This is a genomic window from Aquincola sp. J276, assembly GCF_024700035.1.
GTDB lineage: Bacteria > Pseudomonadota > Gammaproteobacteria > Burkholderiales > Burkholderiaceae_C > Aquincola > Aquincola tertiaricarbonis.
Genome location: NZ_JAJONC010000001.1, coordinates 920,823 through 936,009, shown reverse-complemented (window position 1 = coordinate 936,009; position 15,187 = coordinate 920,823). Strand labels below are relative to the sequence as shown.

Below are 15,187 nucleotides of genomic sequence, written 5' to 3'. Positions count from 1 at the left end.
GATGCCTGATGCCGGATGCCGGATGCCGGATGGGCCGGATGGCGCGCCACTGTGTGGCCAGGCTGCATGACCCATGCGGTTCCTGGCGGATTCACGCCGCCGGAGGGCCGCTGCATGCTGCAGCCCGACCCCACTCCATTCTTGCGAGGCTTCACGCATGACCACCGATCCCACCCTGCCTGCCCCGATCGCCGACTACTTCGAGGCCGACCGCCGCGGCCCGGAAGCCGTGGCCGCCTGCTTCACGCCGCAGGCGGTCGTGCTCGACGAAGGCCGCACCCACCAGGGCCGCGAGGCCATCCGCGCCTGGAAGCAGGCCGCCTCCAGCGCCTACCGCTACGAGGTGCGGCCGCTGTCGCTGACCGAAGCGGCGGGGGAGCAGGTGGTGCTGGCGCGCGTGACCGGCACCTTCCCCGGCAGCCCGGTGGACCTGCGCTACCGGTTCCGCCTGGCCGACGGGCGGGTGGCCGCGCTGGAGATCACGGCCTGAGCATCACGGCCTGGGCTGCCGCGTCCCGCTGCCGCGGGCCGGCAGGTCGCGGTCCAGCAAGCAGTCGATGAAGGCCGACAGCGCCGGCTGCGGATGGCGGCGGTTGGCGTAGTACAGGTACAGGCCGGGACGGGTGATGGACCAGTCCGCCAGCACCTGCACCAGTCGCCCGTCGGCCAGGGCCTCGTCGACCTGCGCGCGCTCGAAGGCATAGAGCAGGCCCAGGCCCTGCAGCGCGGCGGCCAGGCCCAGGGCCGCGTCGTTGGTGACCAGCGGGCCGTCCACCGCCACCTCCAGCCGCTTGCCGCGCTTCGCGAACTCCCAGCGGTAGCGCCGGCCGTCGTCCTGCAGCCGCCAGGTGATGCAGGCATGGGCCGGGAGGTCGGCCGGCAGCTGCGGCGTGCCGTGCCGGGCCAGGTAGTCCGGCGAGGCGACGACCGCCATGGGCAGGTCGGGCGTCAGGCGCACCGCCAGCATGTCCTGCTCCAGCCGTGCGCCCACGCGGATGCCGGCATCGAAGCGGCCCGCCACGATGTCGGTGAGCTGGTCGTCCACCACGATGTCCAGCACCACGCCCGGGTGCGACTGCCGGAACCGCGCCAGCCGTGGCGCGATGAGCTGCCGCGCCGCGATGCCCAGGGTGTTGATGCGCAGCGTGCCCTGCGCCTGGCCGGCGGCCGCACTCGTCTCGGCCACGGCGCTTGCCATCTCCTCCATCAGCGGCGCGATGCGCTGGTGCAGGCGGGCGCCGGCTTCGGTGGGGGCCACGCTGCGGGTGGTGCGGTTCAGCAGCCGCAGGCCCAGCCGCGCTTCCAGCTGGCGGATGGTCTGGCTCAGCGCCGAAGGCGACAGGCCCAGGTGCTCGGCCGCGCGGGCGAAGCTGGAGCGCTCCACCACCGCCACGAAGGCCTTCAGCTCGGCATAGTCGGCTCCGCGCATTATGGTGCTTCCGCTTAATGAGCTCGTTCGATTCTAGTGGATTCACTCAGCGGTCAAGTACGCGCAAGCTGGCGGCCTTCTTGAACGAAAGGTCCTGACATGACGTACTTCGATCTTCAGCTGGCCGGCCAGCGCGCGCTGGTCACCGGTGGCACCAAGGGCGTGGGCGCGGCCGTCGTGCAGGCGCTGCAGGCCGCCGGCATGCAGGTGCTGGCCGTGGCCCGCAGCGTGCCCGCCGAGGCGCCGCCCGGCGTGAAGTACCTCGCGGCCGACCTGTCCACCCCCGAAGGCACCGACCGGGCGGCCCGCGCGGTACACGACCGGCTGGGCGGCATCGACCTGCTGGTGCATGTGCTGGGCGGGTCCGATGCGCCGGCCGGCGGTTTCGCGGCGCTGGACGATGCGCAGTGGTGGCAGGAACTCAACCGCAACCTGATGCCGGCAGTGCGGCTGGACCGGGCGCTGCTGCCGGCCATGCTGGCCCGGGGCCGGGGCGTGGTGGTGCACGTCACCTCCATCCAGGACGTGCTGCCGCTGCCGGAATCGACCCTGGCCTACGCGGCGGCCAAGGCGGCGCTGTCCAACTACAGCAAGGCCTTGTCCAAGCAGGTGGCGGCGCAGGGCGTGCGGGTGCTGCGGGTGTCGCCCGGCTGGGTGGAGACCGAGGCCGCGGTAGGCCTGGCCGAGCGCCTGGCCCGCGAGGCCGGCACCGACCTGGCCGGCGGCAAACGGCTCATCATGCAGTCGCTCGGCGGCATTCCGCTGGGCCGGCCGGCCCGGCCGCAGGAGGTGGCCGACCTGATCGCCTTCCTGGCCTCGCCGCGGGCAGGCGCCATCACCGGCTCGGAACACCGGGTGGATGGCGGCACGGTGCCGACGGTGTGACCACCGGCCCGCGGCCGTGCTTCAGATCGACGGCGCGGGCAGCGGGCCCAGCAGGGCTTCGATCGCCAGGCCGATGGCGATCAGCCGGCGGTCGCTGCCCACCGGCCCGTCGAGCTCCAGGCCCACCGGCAGGCCGGCGGCCGTGAGCCCGGCCGGCAGCGACAGGCCCGGCAGCCCGGCATTGCTGCCCGGGTCGGTGTTGCGGATGTAGGTGCCGAAGGTGTCGGCCGGCGGGCCGCCATGGATCGACACGGTGGACGAGCCGTTGACCGCGTCGATCGTCGTGGCCGGCAGCACCGTGGTCGGGAACAGCAGCGCCTCGATGCGGTTATCGGCGAAGCAGGCGGCATACAGCGCCTGAAGGCGCGGCCGGTGCACGTTGATCGCATCGGCATAGGCGGCGCCGAATGCATCGGCCAGGATGGCCGAGAAGGCGCCCTTCACGTCGGGGCTGGCCACGCCCGCCGCGACGTCCGCCAGCGTGATCTGGCCGGCGCCGTTGGCCGCCAGCCAGGCAGGCAGGTCGGCAATGGGCTCGTGCAGCGCGATCTGGAACGAGACCTGGTCGTTCAGCGCCGACAGGCCGGGCAGGTCCACCTCCACCAGCACCACGCCGGCGGCCTGCAGCCGGTCGCGGGCCGCCTGCACCACCGGGGCCAGGCTGGCGTCCAGCCCGGACCAGAAGCCCGCCAGGATGCCCAGCCGCAGGCCCGCCAGCGCGGCGGGCGCCGGCACCGCGGTACCGGTGATGGCGGCGTCCAGCCAGGCCAGGTCGGCCACGGTGCGGCCCAGCGGGCCCACGGTGTCGCGGGTATGGCTGATCGGCACCACCGCGTTCTCGTCGTGGTAGCGGCGCTCGGCACCGCCGTTGCCCACCGAGGGCCGCAGGCCGGCGATGCCGCACAGCGCGGCCGGCACGCGGGTGGAGCCGCCGGTGTCGGTGCCCAGGCCGGCCACGACGATGCGTGCCGCGATGGCCGCGGCGGTGCCGCCCGACGAGCCGCCGGGGATGCGGGTGGTGTCGTAGGGGTTGTGCACCGGCCCGGCGAAGGGCGAGAGGTTGGTGCTGGTGATGCCGAAGGCCAGCTCGTGCAGGTTGGCCTTGCCCAGCACGATGGCGCCGGCGTCCCGCAGGCGCTGCACGCTGGGCGCATCGGCGGCCGCCACCACATGGCGCAGCGCCGGCGTGCCGGCGGTGGTGGGCAGGCCGCGCACGTTGATGTTGTCCTTCACCACGATGGGCAGGCCGGCCAGCGGCGGCAGCGTGGCGCCGCTGCGGCGGCGCTCATCCAGCTCGCGGGCGGCTGCCAGCGCGCCGGCCTCGTCCAGCGTGATGAGGCTGTTGAGCGACGACAGGGCCCGCGCCCGTGCCAGCAGCGTGGACACCAGCGCCTGCGCGTCGAGGCGGCCCTGCGCGATGGCGGACACGGTCTCGGCCACGCTGAAGCCGCGCTGCTCGGCCGCGCTGTAGCGGCCGTCGTCGCCGCCGCAGGCGGCCAGCAGGCCGGCCGCGCCGGTGGCGCCCAGCGCGCCCAGCGCACCGGTGGTCTGCAGGAAATGGCGGCGGTCGGTGGCTGCGGGCATGTGGACGGCTCCTGGGGTGAGGGCCCCACGGTAGGCCGCAGCCGCCGCTGTCGCCCATCCTCGGGAATGAGGAGGGCGGACAGGCGGGTCGGCCCGCGCTTCAGGCGCGCAGCCGGTGCGCCAGCGCGGCGCGGTTGGGCACCTCCAGCTTGCGGAAGGCATGTTCCAGGTGGGTGCGCACCGTGGTGATGGCGATGCCCAGCCGCTGTGCGATGGCCTTGTCGGGCAGGCCTTGCGCCGCCAGGCCGGCCACCTGGCGCTCGCGCGTGCTCAGCAGCATGGCTGCGATGGCGCCGTCTTCCGGCTCGGCGGCCGGCACCGGCGGCGCCGTGGGTGCCGGCGTTGCGGTGCGGCTGCGGCGTAGCGCCGCGACGAAGGCCGGACGCACCAGGTCGAGCAGGTCGCGCTCGTCGTCGCTGAAGTTGGCATGGCGGCGGTCGCGCCAGATGCGCATGTCGCCGATGTTGTCGGCGCCGTCCCAGGCATACAGGTTGATGCCCCAGTGCAGGCCGTCGCGCGCCAGGAAGTCGTTGAAGAACTCGGTGCGCCGCAGGGCCGGCTGGGCCATCACGTCGGTGGCACGCACCGCGCGGCGGTGCTGGCGCATCCGCAGGGTGATCGGGTCGTGGAACTGGTAGTAGCGCTCGTAGCCCGCCAGGTTGGCCGGGTCCATCTCCAGGTGCACCCCGCGCCCGAAGCGCTGGCCTGCCTCGTCCCACACGTAGCTGGCGAAGAACTGCGCGTCCAGCAGCTGCAGCATCAGCCGGCCCAGCTGCAGCCGCACCTGCTGTTCCTGCAACGGTTCAGCCAGCGTGCCCATGACACGGGCCAGCACATCGGCGCGGCAGCGGCTCAGGTACATGCGGCCTCCAACGCGCCGGAAAGGCTGGCGCGGCGCCGGGATGATAGGGCGGTCAGCGTGCCGGCTGGTTCAGGTCCACGTCCGCCGGCAGCGCCGGCCGCATCGCCGGCAGGGCTTCGCCGCGGGCCACCTGCACCAGCCGTGCCTCGAAGCCGTGCACCACGCTGTCCCAGCCCAGCGCCAGCGCGGTCTGCCGGGCCGCTTCGCCCAGCCGCGCGCGCCAGGCCGCATCGCCGGCGGCCTGTGCGGCCAGCGACAGGAAGGCCGCGCCGTCGTCCAGCGGTGCCAGCAGGCCATTGCGGCCGGGGCTGATGAGCTGGCCCGCGGCCGCATGGTCGAAGGCCACGACCGGCAGGCCGCTGGCCATCGCCTCCACCGTGGCATTGCCGAAGGTCTCGGTCTGGCTGGGGAAGAGGAACAGGTCGAACGACGCATAGTGCGCCGCCAGCGCATGGCCCTGCTGCACGCCGGCAAACACCGCATCGGGGCAGGCGGCCTGCAGGGCCGCGCGCTGCGGGCCGTCGCCCACCAGCACCAGCCGCAGCCTGGCCTGCCGGCCGCGCAGGCGGTGGAAGGCCTCGATCGCCAGCAGCAGGCCCTTCTCGGGCGCGAGGCGGCCGACGCAGCCGAGCACCAGGTCGTCGGCTGCGGCGCCCCATTGCGCGCGCAGCGCCGGGCTGCGGTGCGCCGGGCCGAAGCGGCCGGTGTCCACGCCGCGCGGCACCACGTGCAGCCGCTCGAAGCCGCTGCGTGCCAGCCGCTGGCGCAGCGGCTCGGTGGGCACCAGGGTGCAGCCGCAGCGGTTGTGGAAGCGGCGCAGGTAGGCGGTGATCGGCCGCTGCAGCCAGCCGATGCCGTAGTGCCGGCTGTAGGCATCGAAGTTGGTGCGGAAGTCGGAACTCACGGGCAGCCCGAGCCGTTGCGCCGCCCGCAGCGCCGACCAGCCCAGCGGGCCTTCGGTGGCCACGTGCACCACGTCGGGCCGCTGCCGGCGCCACAGCCGCAGCAGCGTGCCCGTGGCCGGCAGGCCCATGCGCAGCTGCGTATAGCCGGGGATGGCCAGGCCCGGCAGCAGCACCTCCTGCAGCCCGGGCCGCTGCACCGCCGCGTCGGCCGCCTGCTGGCGAGGCCGCAGCAGCTGCACCGCATGGCCGCGGGCCTGCAGGCCCTCGACGAACTGCTTCGTGGTGGTGGCCACGCCGTTGACTTCCGGCGGATAGGTCTCGGTGACGAAGGCCACGCGCAGTGCATCCATGGCCGCATGCTGCGCAGGCTGCGCAACAGGTTGATGACACGGCCGGCGGTCATGCGGCTTTCATGCGGCGCGGGCAGCATGGCGGCGCCCCTCCACCGTGTCGACGGAGACCGCCTCATGAAAAGCTTCAGCCAGACCCTGCGCGAACAGCGCTGGGACGACCACCGCTTCTATCACCAGAGCCGCATCAACCAGAGCCTGCACTTCATCAGCGCCATCAGCTTCCTGGTGGCCTACGCGCTGCTGTTCATCGACCCGGCGATGGCCGCCATCCTCGGCTGGTGCTTCTCGATGACCACGCGCCAGGCGGGCCACTTCTTCTTCGAGCCGCGCGGCTTCGACACGGTGAACAACGTCACCGACGAATACAAGGAAGCGGTGAAGGTGGGCTACAACATCCGCCGCAAGCTGCTGCTGATCGCGGTGTGGGTCGGCCTGCCGCTGCTGATCTGGCTGCAGCCTTCGCTGTTCGGCCTGATCACGCCGGCCACGAACTGGCAGGGCACGCTGCACGACATCGGCATCGCCTGGCTGGCGCTGGGCGTGGCGGGCCTGGCCTTCCGCACCGGGCAGCTGTGGCTGCGCGACGGCGCGGTGCCGGCGCTGGCGTGGATGACCAAGATCCTGACCGACCCGGTGCACGACATCATGCTGTACCACAAGGCCCCGCTGGCGCTGCTGCGCGGCGAGCGGCTCGACCCGATGCCGCATGTGCGCCAGCAGGTCGCCGGGAGGCACTGAGGCCTCCTTGGGGCCTTCAGTGCCGCCCTGGGGGCCACATCAGCGCAGGCGCTTGAGCAGCATCTCCTTCAGCAGCCCGCGGCGGATGCCGCGGTTGCTGGCACCGGCCTCATGCCACCACCAGCCGTCGGCCTGCATCTCCTGCGCCGCGGCCACGAACTTCGCGGCCACCGCATCCACCTCCGCCTCGGTGTAGTTGAGGCTGAAGACGATGCGGCCGCTGCCCACCCACGACAGTGCCAGCCCATGCGCCCGGAGGTAGAACTGCAGCATCCAGTTGTAGCGCGATGGCGAGGTGTACAGCACCGTCCAGATGCTCTGCAGGCCGGCCACGCGCACCGGCACGCCGGCCGCCTCCAGCGCCGCATTGAAGCGCGCCAGGTGGCCGGCCCAGCGCTCGTCCAGGCCCTGGTACACCGCCTGCACCTCGGGCGTGTCCAGCCGGCGCAGGAAGGCATTCATCGCCGCCATCACCGTGGGGTGGGCGTTGAAGGTGCCGCGGGCGAAGCAGATGTCGGCCGGCCGCTCGTCGCGGAAGCGCTTCATCAGCGCACGTTTGCCGCACACCACGCCCACCGGCAGGCCGCCGCCCAGCGTCTTGCCGTAGGTCACCAGGTCGGCCTGCACGCCGAAGTACGCCTGCGCCCCGCGCTCGGCCAGGCGGAAGCCGACGAACACCTCGTCCAGGATCAGCACGATGCCGCGCTCGGTGCACACCTCGCGCAAGGCCTTCAGCCAGGCGCCGTAGGCCGCGCGGTCCACGCCGGCGCGGCGGCTGCTGTCCACCAGCGACGAATCGCCCGGCGCCGCGGCATTCGGATGCAGCGCCTGCAGCGGATTCACCAGCACGCAGGCGATGTCGTTGCGGGTGCGCAGCACCTGCAGGGTGCGGGCGTCCATGTCCTTGAGCGTGTAGGTATCGCGCGGCGGCATCGGATTGCCCGGGCCGGGCTGCACGTCGTCCCACCAGCCGTGGTATGCGCCGGAAAAGCGCACCAGGTGCCGGCGGCCGGTGTGGTAGCGGGCCAGGCGCACCGCCTGCATCACAGCTTCCGTGCCCGACATGTGGAACGAGACCTCGTCCAGGCCGGACAGCGACCGCAGCCGCTCGATGTTGTCGGCCACGCAGGGCAGGTAGCTGCCCAGCACCGGGCCCACGGCCAGGGTGGCGGCATGGGCCTCTTCCATGCAGGCCTTGTAGAAGTCGACGCCGAAGACGTTGACGCCGTAGCTGCCCGTCAGGTCGTGGAACCGGTTGCCGTCGGCGTCTTCCAGCGTCACGCCGCTGGCGCGGGTGACGAAGCTGCCGCCGCGCAGGTGCTGGCGCACCAGGGGGCTGAACGGGAAGGGCACCCGGTAGCGCGCGGTGAACTGCAGGTCCGACAGGCCCTCGCTGGCCTGCGCCGTGAGTGCCGCGCCCTGTGCGAAGCGCTGCGCATACAGCGCCGACAGCCGCTCGAAGCCCTGCCGGCGCCGCGTGGCCACGGCCTCGGGCACGCCGTCGGCGTTGAAGAAGCGCTCGGGCCCGTAGGCATAGCCGGGAATCCAGCCGGCCACGCGCTTGGCCATGCGGGCGTGGCCGGTGAGCGAGCGGTGCTTGGCCCGCGAGAGCTGCAGCCGCCGGCGCGTGCGCGGCCAGCCCCAGCCCAGGGTACCGAGCGCGGCCATTGCCAGTGCCGTCAGTGCGAAGGTGTCTTCCATGCCATGTCCTGTTCTGCCACCCCAGGGGTCTAACCGAGATGATTGACAGCACCGTGAAACCCGGCGCCTGGCGCCGCCTGCTGCAGCAGGAAGACCTGAACTTCCTGCTCACCAACCGCATCCCGCGCATCGCGCTCACGCGCTGGATGGGCCGCTTCAGCAAGCTGCGCAGCCCGCTGCTGGCGCGGCTGTCGATCGCGGTGTGGCGGCTGTTCACCGACCTCGACCTGAGCGATGCCAAGCAGCAGCGCTTTGCCAGCCTGCACGACTGCTTCACCCGCGAGCTGCGCCCCGGTGCCCGCCCGGTGGCCACCGATCCCGCGCTGCTGTGCAGCCCCAGCGATGCCATCGTCGGCGCCTGCGGCCACGGTGCAGGCCGGGCGCGTGTACCAGGCCAAGGGCTACCCCTACCGCATCGACGAGCTGTTCGGCCCCACGCAGGACACGCGGCCCTTCGAGGGTGGCCGCTACGTCACCCTGCGGCTGACCTCGGCGATGTACCACCGCTTCCATGCGCCCGACGATGCGGTGCTGGAGCATGTGACCTACCTCAGCGGCGACACCTGGAACGTCAACCCCATCGCGCTGGCGCGGGTGGAGCGGCTGTTCTGCCGCAACGAGCGCGCGGTGCTGCGGCTGCGGCTGGCGCCCGGCGGCCAGCCGGTGGCCATCGTGGCGGTGGCCGCGGTGCTGGTGGCCAGCATCCGGCTGCATGCGCTGGATGTGCTGCTGCACCTGCGCTGGCGCGGCCCGAACGAGATGCCCTGCGACGCGCCGGTGCGACGCGGGCAGGAGATGGGCTGGTTCGAGCACGGCTCCACGCTGATCGTGTTCGTGCCGCCTGGCTTCGAGATGGCGCAGGGCGTGGGCCCCGGCAGCCGGCTGCGCATGGGGCAGCCGCTGCTGCGGCGGGTGCCGCCGTCAACGGCCGGTCATGCGGCGGCGACACCATCGGCCGCGCCATGAAGACCATCGACCTCGTGTACTTCGATGCCGGCGGCGGCCACCGCGCCGCGGCGCAGGCGCTGCAGGAAGCGGCGGCGCTGCAGCAGCGGCCCTGGCGCGTGCGGCTGGTCAATCTCACCCGCGTGCTGGATGCGCAGTCCAGCTTTCGGCGCCTCACCGGCTTCGAGCCGGAGGACTACTACAACCTGCGCCTGCGCCGCGGCTGGACGCTGGGCCTGGGCCAGGAACTCAAGCTGCTGCAGATGATGATCCGCCTGGGCCATGCGCCGATGGTGCGGCTGCTGCAGCGCCATTGGCAGCGCAGCGCACCCGACCTGGTGGTCTCGCTGGTGCCCAACTTCAACCGCGCGCTGTTCGAGGGCCTGCGGCAGGCGGCGCCGCAGGCGGGCTACATCACGGTGCTGACCGACCTGGCCGACCATCCGCCGCATTTCTGGATCGAGCCGCGGCAGGCGCAGACCTTCGTCTGCGGCACCGGCCGCGCGGTGCAGCAGGCGCTGCAGGCCGGCGTGCCGCCGCAGCGGGTGCGCGCCACCTCGGGCATGGTGCTGCGGCCGGCCTTCCATGCGCCGCCGATGGCGCCGGCCGAGCGGGCCGCGCAACGGCGCCAGCTGGGCCTGCCCGAGGACCGGCCGCTGGGCCTGGTGATGTTCGGCGGCCATGGCTCGGTGCAGATGCTGGCCATCGCCCGTCGGCTGGACGAGGTGCCGCTGCTGTTCGCCTGCGGCCACAACGTGGCGCTGCGGGCCGAGCTGCAGGCCCTGCGCCGCGCCGCGCCGCATGCGGCGCTGGGCTTCACCCAGGACATCCCGCAGCTGATGGACCTGGCCGACTTCTTCATCGGCAAGCCTGGCCCCGGCAGCCTCAGCGAGGCCGTGCAGCGCGGCCTGCCGGTGATCGCGCTGGCGCCCACCGGCGTGATGCCGCAGGAGCGCTACAACGTGCAATGGGTGCGCGACCACGGCCTGGGCCTGGCCGTGCGCACGGTGCGCGCGCTGCGCGGCGCGACGGCGCATCTGCTGGGCGAGCTGCCCGCCTACCAGGCGCAGGTGAGGGCGCGGCGCAACGAGGCGGTGTGGGAGGTGCTGGAGATCATCGCGCAGGAGCTGGCCGCCGGCGAGGGGGCCGTGGCGCGCACGGCGCAGGGAAGCCGGCAGCCGGGTTGAGCCGTGCGCCGGGCCGTTGGCGGCGCGCTCAGGCCACGCCGTCCACCGGCACCGGCTCCGGCGCCGCTTCCTCCGCCTTGCGCCCCTTGCGCAGGCTGCGCTTGCCCGCCGTCTGCGGCACCCGCGCCGTGCGGCTGCGGTCCAGGATCTCCAGGCGGCCGTCGGCGTGCTCCACCAGGGCGGTCAGGCTCTCCACCCAGTCGCCGTCGTTGCAGTAGAGCACCCCGTCGATCATGCGCATCTCGGCATGGTGGATGTGGCCGCACACCACGCCGTCGGCGCCGCGGCGCTGCGCTTCGCGGGCCACGGCGGATTCGAAGTCGCCGACATAGCTCACCGCCCGCTTGACCTTGAGCTTGAGGTAGCGCGACAGGCTCCAGTAGGGCAGCCCCAGCCGGGCCCGCGCGCTGTTGAACCAGCGGTTGACCTTCAGCGTGAACTCGTAGGCCACGTCGCCCACCAGGGCCAGCCAGCGGGCGCACTGCACCACGCCGTCGAACAGGTCGCCGTGGGTGATCCACAGCGTGCGGCCATCGGCCGTGCGGTGCATGCAGTCCTCCAGCACCTCCACGCCGCCGAAATTCACCGACAGGTAGCGCCGCGCGAATTCGTCATGGTTGCCCGGCACGAACACCACGCGCGTGCCCTTGCGGGCCTTGCGCAGGATCTTCTGCACCACGTCGTTGTGCGACTGCGGCCAGTACCAGCTGCGCCGCAGCTGCCAGCCGTCGATGATGTCGCCGACGAGGTACAGCGTCTCGCATTCCACGTCGCGCAGGAAGTCCAGCAGCGCCGCCGCCTGGCAGCCCGGCGTGCCCAGGTGCAGGTCCGAGATCCACACCGTGCGCAGCTGCATCACGGGCGGGTCGAGGGGCTCGGCGCCGGCGTCAGGATCGTGTCGCATGCGGCGATGCTGGGGCCGCCACATGACGGTGGCGTGAACGTCCGGTGCCCAACGGTGCCCGGCCGCGCATTCACGCCACCGTCATCCAGGCTGCTTAAGGTGCCGGCCAGCCCATTTCCGGATGCCTCGCATGCGCCCACTTCGTCCTGCACTCCGCCCCCACGCCGCGCTGATGCGCGCCAGCCTGCTGTGCGCCGCGCTGGCGGCGGTGTTCCCGGCCTCGGCGGCGGTGGTCATCAGCCAGGTGTACGGCGGCGGCGGCAACAGCGGCGCGCAGCTGAAGAACGACTTCATCGAGCTGCACAACAACGGCAGCACCGACGAGATGCTCGGTGGCTGGTCGGTGCAGTACGCGTCCGCCGCCGGCAGCAGCTGGCAGGTCAGCCCGCTGCCGGCCGGCACCGTGCTGGCTCCGGGCCGCTACCTGCTCATCAGGCAGGCGGCGCAGGGCGGTGGCACGGTGGAGGTGGTGGCCGACGTGACGCCGGCCACGCCAATCGCGATGTCGGCCAGCAGCGGCAAGGTGGCGCTGAGCCGCGCGGCCGTGCCGCTGACCGGCACCGCGCCCAGCGGCGGCACGCTGGTGGACATCGTCAGCTACGGCAGCGCCAATGCCACCGAAGGCACGCCGGCCGGCGGCCTGTCGGCCACCACGGCGGCGCTGCGCCGCAACGGCGGCTGCGACGACAGCAACGACAACAGCGCCGACTTCAGCGTGGCCGCCCCGGCGCCGCGCAACGCCGGCACGCCGGCCCGGCTGTGCGACGGCAGCGGCGGCGGCGACGGTGGCACCACGCCGCCGCCGATGGCCGCGGCGATCTACACCATCCAGGGTGCCGGCACCACCAGCCCGCTGGCCGGCAAGACGGTGGTCACCACCGGCGTGGTGACGCGGCGCAACAGCAACGGCTTCTTCGTGCAGGACGCGGTCGGCGACAACGACCCGGCCACCTCCGACGGCCTCTTCGTGTTCACCGGCAGCACCGCCTATCCGGCGGTGGCGGTGGGCAACCTGGTGGAGGTCACCGGCACGGTGACCGAGTTCAACACCGGCGCGGCCGGCAACGCGGTGACCGCCGCCCGCCCGGTGACGCAGCTGTCCAACGTCACCGGCGTCGTGCAGCGCGGCAGCGGCTACAGCATCGCGCCGGTGGTGGTGACGCTGCCCGAGGCGGTGGACGACGAGCTGGAGCGCCATGAAGGCATGCTGGTGACGCTGACCGGCCCCTTCACCATCGCGCAGAACTTCTTCCAGGGCCGCTATGGGCAGCTCACGCTGGCGGTGGGCGGCCGGCTGGAGACGCCCACCAACCGCTACCGCCCGGGTCCGCAGGCCCAGGCCCTGGCCGACCTGAACAGCCGCCGCCGCATCGTGCTGGACGACGGCAGCAGCCTGCAGAACCCCAATCCCACGCCGTACCTGGGTGCCGACAAGCTGCCGCGGGCCGGCGACCTGGCGGGCAGCATCACCGGCGTGATCGACTACGGCCTGGCCACCAGCAGCAATGCCGATGCGGGCGACTACAAGATCCATCCGACGGTGGCGCCGGTGTTCAGCACCGCCAATCCGCGCAGTGCCGCGCCGGCCACGGTGGGCGGCAACGTGACGGTGGCCAGCTTCAACGTGCTGAACTACTTCACCACCTTCACCGACGGCCGCACCGCCGACGGCCGCAGCGGGCAGGGCTGCAGCCTGGGCACCAGCGTCAGCGCGGCCAACTGCCGCGGTGCCAACAGCCTGGCCGAGTTCCAGCGCCAGCAGGCCAAGATCGTCGCGGCGATGGCGGCCATCCCGGCCGACGTGTTCGGCCTGATGGAGATCCAGAACAACGGCAACGTGGCCGCACAGAACCTGGCCGATGCGCTGAATGCCCGCGTGGGTGCCGGCAGCTATGCGGTGGCCGCGCTGCCGGCGGCCAGCACCGGCACCGACGCCATCCGGGTCGCGCTGCTGTACCGGCCGGCACGGCTGTCGCCGGTGGCTGCGCCGGTGAGCGATGCCGACCCGGTGAACAACCGGCCCACGCTGGCGCAGACCTTCGCCGCGGCCAACGGCGAGCGCTTCACTGTCTTCGTCAACCACTTCAAGTCCAAGGGCAGCTGCCCGTCGGCGGGCGATGCCGACGCCGCCGGCAACACCGATGCCGGCGACGGCCAGGGCTGCTGGAATGCGCAGCGTCTGCAGCAGGCCCAGCGGCTGCGCAGCTTCGTGGCCCAGCAGCAGGCTGCGGCCGGCGCCAGCGACGTGCTGCTGATCGGCGACTTCAACGCCTACGCGCAGGAGGACCCGATCCATGCGCTGACGGCCAGCGGGTTCGTCGACCAGAGCGGCCGCTTCGAGTCCTTCGGCTACTCCTACGTGTTCGACGGCGCGGCCGGCCGGCTGGACCATGCGATCACCGGTGGCAACCTGTCGGGCCGCATCACCGGCGTGACCCACTGGCACATCAATGCCGACGAGATGGCGCTGGCCGACTACAACCAGGAGTTCAAGGCGCCCGCCATCTGCAACGGCGCGCTGTGCCCCGCCGACCCCTATGCGCCCACGCCGTACCGTTCGTCGGACCACGACCCGGTGTTGGTGGGCATCGACCTGACGAAGACCGTGACGGGCGGCACCGGCCGCGACACGCTGGTGGGCACGCCAGGCGACGACCGCCTGGTGGGCGGCGCGGGCCCCGACGTGCTGACCGGCGGCGCCGGCCGCAACGTGTTCGCCTACCAGTCGATGCGCGATGCGGGCGATACCGTCACCGACTTCGTGCCCGGCAAGGACCGCATCGACCTGGCCGCGCTGCTGGCGTCGATCGGCATCGACCCGGCACGCGGCGGCAGCGCCGGCGTGGTGCGGCTGGTGGCCTCGGGCAGCGACACGCTGCTGCAGATCGACGTCGACGGCAGCGCCGGCCCGATCGCGCCCCGCACCCTGGCCACGCTGCGCGGCGTCAGCCCGACGACCGTGTCGCTGTCGCGCGACCTGGGCGTGCAGTGATCCCGCCGCGCCTTCCTCATCGCACCGAGCCCATCACCATGCAGCTGCTTCGACCCATCGCCTTCCTCCTCGGCCTGGCCACCGCCGGCCTGGCCAGCGCCGCGCCCGCCGACCTGGGCACCTGGAACACTGCCGGCGACGTGGTCGTCGATTCGGCCACGGCCGTGCGCCTGACCACCGCCGCGGTCGAGTCCGGCGAGACGCCGCTGGGCAGCGGCAGCGCGCTGCAGTTCTACGAGCTGGAGCCCGCGCTGCAACTGGCGCCCGGTGCCTTGCCAGCCGACAGCTTCGAAGGCTCCGGCCTGTTCCTGCGCTTCGACCATGGCCAGCCGCTGCAGGTAAGCTTCGACTGGACGCTGACGACCACCGGCTTCGACGCCGACTACCGCGACCGGGGCTTCGTCGCGCTGGGCGGCCAGCTGATCGCACCGCTGGGGCAGGCGCAGGCCACGCCGGTCTCCGGCCGCTTCAGCCTGCTGCTGCAGCCGGGCAGCCATGCGCTGGCCTTCGGCGTGCTGGACGTGAACGCGGTGGACGGCGTGTCCACGCTGTCGATCGGCCAGTTCAGCGTGAGCGCGGTGCCCGAGCCCGGCACCTGGGCGCTGTGGCTGGCCGGCGCCAGCGGGCTGCTGGCCTGGCGCCGCCGGGCCTCGACACGCCGCTGAAGGGCGGGGCCATGCGGGCGGCCTCGGGCCGCCGCAT

14 protein-coding genes are annotated in these 15,187 nt (G+C 72.8%); 7 read left to right on the top strand and 7 right to left on the bottom strand.

Annotation, left to right across the window (positions count from 1 at the left end; translation table 11 throughout):
- Nucleotides 1-157: 157 nt before the first annotated feature.
- Nucleotides 158-490 (top strand): nuclear transport factor 2 family protein, encoded by a 333-nt coding sequence (locus LRS14_RS04215; RefSeq protein ID WP_257798711.1) that lies wholly within the window; start codon nt 158-160, stop codon nt 488-490.
- Nucleotides 491-493: 3 nt separating this feature from the next.
- Here the strand turns inward: LRS14_RS04215 and LRS14_RS04210 are convergent, their stop codons facing one another.
- On the bottom strand, nt 494-1,429 hold the full coding sequence (locus LRS14_RS04210; protein ID WP_257798710.1) for a LysR family transcriptional regulator: 936 nt from the start codon (nt 1,427-1,429) through the stop codon (nt 494-496).
- Between the two features lie 99 nt (nt 1,430-1,528).
- Between LRS14_RS04210 and LRS14_RS04205 the strand changes: the two genes are divergently transcribed.
- Complete coding sequence (locus LRS14_RS04205; RefSeq protein ID WP_257798709.1) at nt 1,529-2,314, top strand: SDR family oxidoreductase; 786 nt, start codon at nt 1,529-1,531, stop codon at nt 2,312-2,314.
- Nucleotides 2,315-2,335: 21 nt separating this feature from the next.
- Here LRS14_RS04205 and iaaH read toward each other — a convergent pair whose 3' ends face one another.
- From iaaH to LRS14_RS04190, 3 genes are all read right to left on the bottom strand, one after another.
- Nucleotides 2,336-3,898: an indoleacetamide hydrolase gene (gene iaaH / locus LRS14_RS04200; protein ID WP_257798708.1), complete on the bottom strand. Its 1,563-nt coding sequence runs from the start codon at nt 3,896-3,898 to the stop codon at nt 2,336-2,338.
- A 100-nt stretch (nt 3,899-3,998) separates the two neighbouring features.
- Entirely contained in the window at nt 3,999-4,760 is a 762-nt protein-coding gene (locus LRS14_RS04195; RefSeq protein WP_257798707.1) for a helix-turn-helix transcriptional regulator, read from the bottom strand.
- Between the two features lie 52 nt (nt 4,761-4,812).
- Nucleotides 4,813-6,015, bottom strand: coding sequence for a glycosyltransferase family 1 protein (locus LRS14_RS04190; RefSeq protein ID WP_310740800.1), 1,203 nt, complete (start codon nt 6,013-6,015; stop codon nt 4,813-4,815).
- Nucleotides 6,016-6,132: 117 nt separating this feature from the next.
- On the opposite strand from LRS14_RS04190, the gene LRS14_RS04185 reads away from it, so the two are divergent.
- Nucleotides 6,133-6,756 (top strand): membrane protein, encoded by a 624-nt coding sequence (locus LRS14_RS04185; RefSeq protein ID WP_046111334.1) that lies wholly within the window; start codon nt 6,133-6,135, stop codon nt 6,754-6,756.
- Between the two features lie 39 nt (nt 6,757-6,795).
- Here the strand turns inward: LRS14_RS04185 and LRS14_RS04180 are convergent, their stop codons facing one another.
- On the bottom strand, nt 6,796-8,457 hold the full coding sequence (locus tag LRS14_RS04180; protein ID WP_046111333.1) for an aminotransferase class III-fold pyridoxal phosphate-dependent enzyme: 1,662 nt from the start codon (nt 8,455-8,457) through the stop codon (nt 6,796-6,798).
- A gap of 29 nt (nt 8,458-8,486) precedes the next feature.
- Nucleotides 8,487-8,825, bottom strand: a complete 339-nt coding sequence (locus tag LRS14_RS04175) for a hypothetical protein (protein WP_257798706.1) — start codon at nt 8,823-8,825, stop codon at nt 8,487-8,489.
- Between LRS14_RS04175 and LRS14_RS04170 the strand changes: the two genes are divergently transcribed.
- Nucleotides 8,800-9,423, top strand: a complete 624-nt coding sequence (locus LRS14_RS04170) for a phosphatidylserine decarboxylase (RefSeq protein ID WP_257798705.1) — start codon at nt 8,800-8,802, stop codon at nt 9,421-9,423. The two genes, LRS14_RS04175 and LRS14_RS04170, sit on opposite strands and share 26 nt — an antisense overlap.
- Nucleotides 9,420-10,589, top strand: coding sequence for a galactosyldiacylglycerol synthase (locus tag LRS14_RS04165; RefSeq protein ID WP_257798704.1), 1,170 nt, complete (start codon nt 9,420-9,422; stop codon nt 10,587-10,589). Before LRS14_RS04170 ends, LRS14_RS04165 begins: the two co-directional genes overlap by 4 nt.
- 28 nt (nt 10,590-10,617) lie before the next feature.
- On the opposite strand, the gene LRS14_RS04160 is transcribed toward LRS14_RS04165, so the two are convergent.
- Nucleotides 10,618-11,493, bottom strand: a complete 876-nt coding sequence (locus LRS14_RS04160; RefSeq protein WP_232315249.1) for a UDP-2,3-diacylglucosamine diphosphatase — start codon at nt 11,491-11,493, stop codon at nt 10,618-10,620.
- Nucleotides 11,494-11,665: 172 nt separating this feature from the next.
- Here LRS14_RS04160 and LRS14_RS04155 point away from each other — a divergent pair, with 172 nt between their 5' ends.
- Together LRS14_RS04155 and LRS14_RS04150 are read left to right on the top strand one after the other, a co-directional pair.
- Complete coding sequence (locus tag LRS14_RS04155) at nt 11,666-14,485, top strand: ExeM/NucH family extracellular endonuclease (protein WP_257798703.1); 2,820 nt, start codon at nt 11,666-11,668, stop codon at nt 14,483-14,485.
- Nucleotides 14,486-14,523: 38 nt separating this feature from the next.
- Nucleotides 14,524-15,150 (top strand): PEP-CTERM sorting domain-containing protein, encoded by a 627-nt coding sequence (locus LRS14_RS04150; protein ID WP_046111329.1) that lies wholly within the window; start codon nt 14,524-14,526, stop codon nt 15,148-15,150.
- Nucleotides 15,151-15,187: the final 37 nt, after the last annotated feature.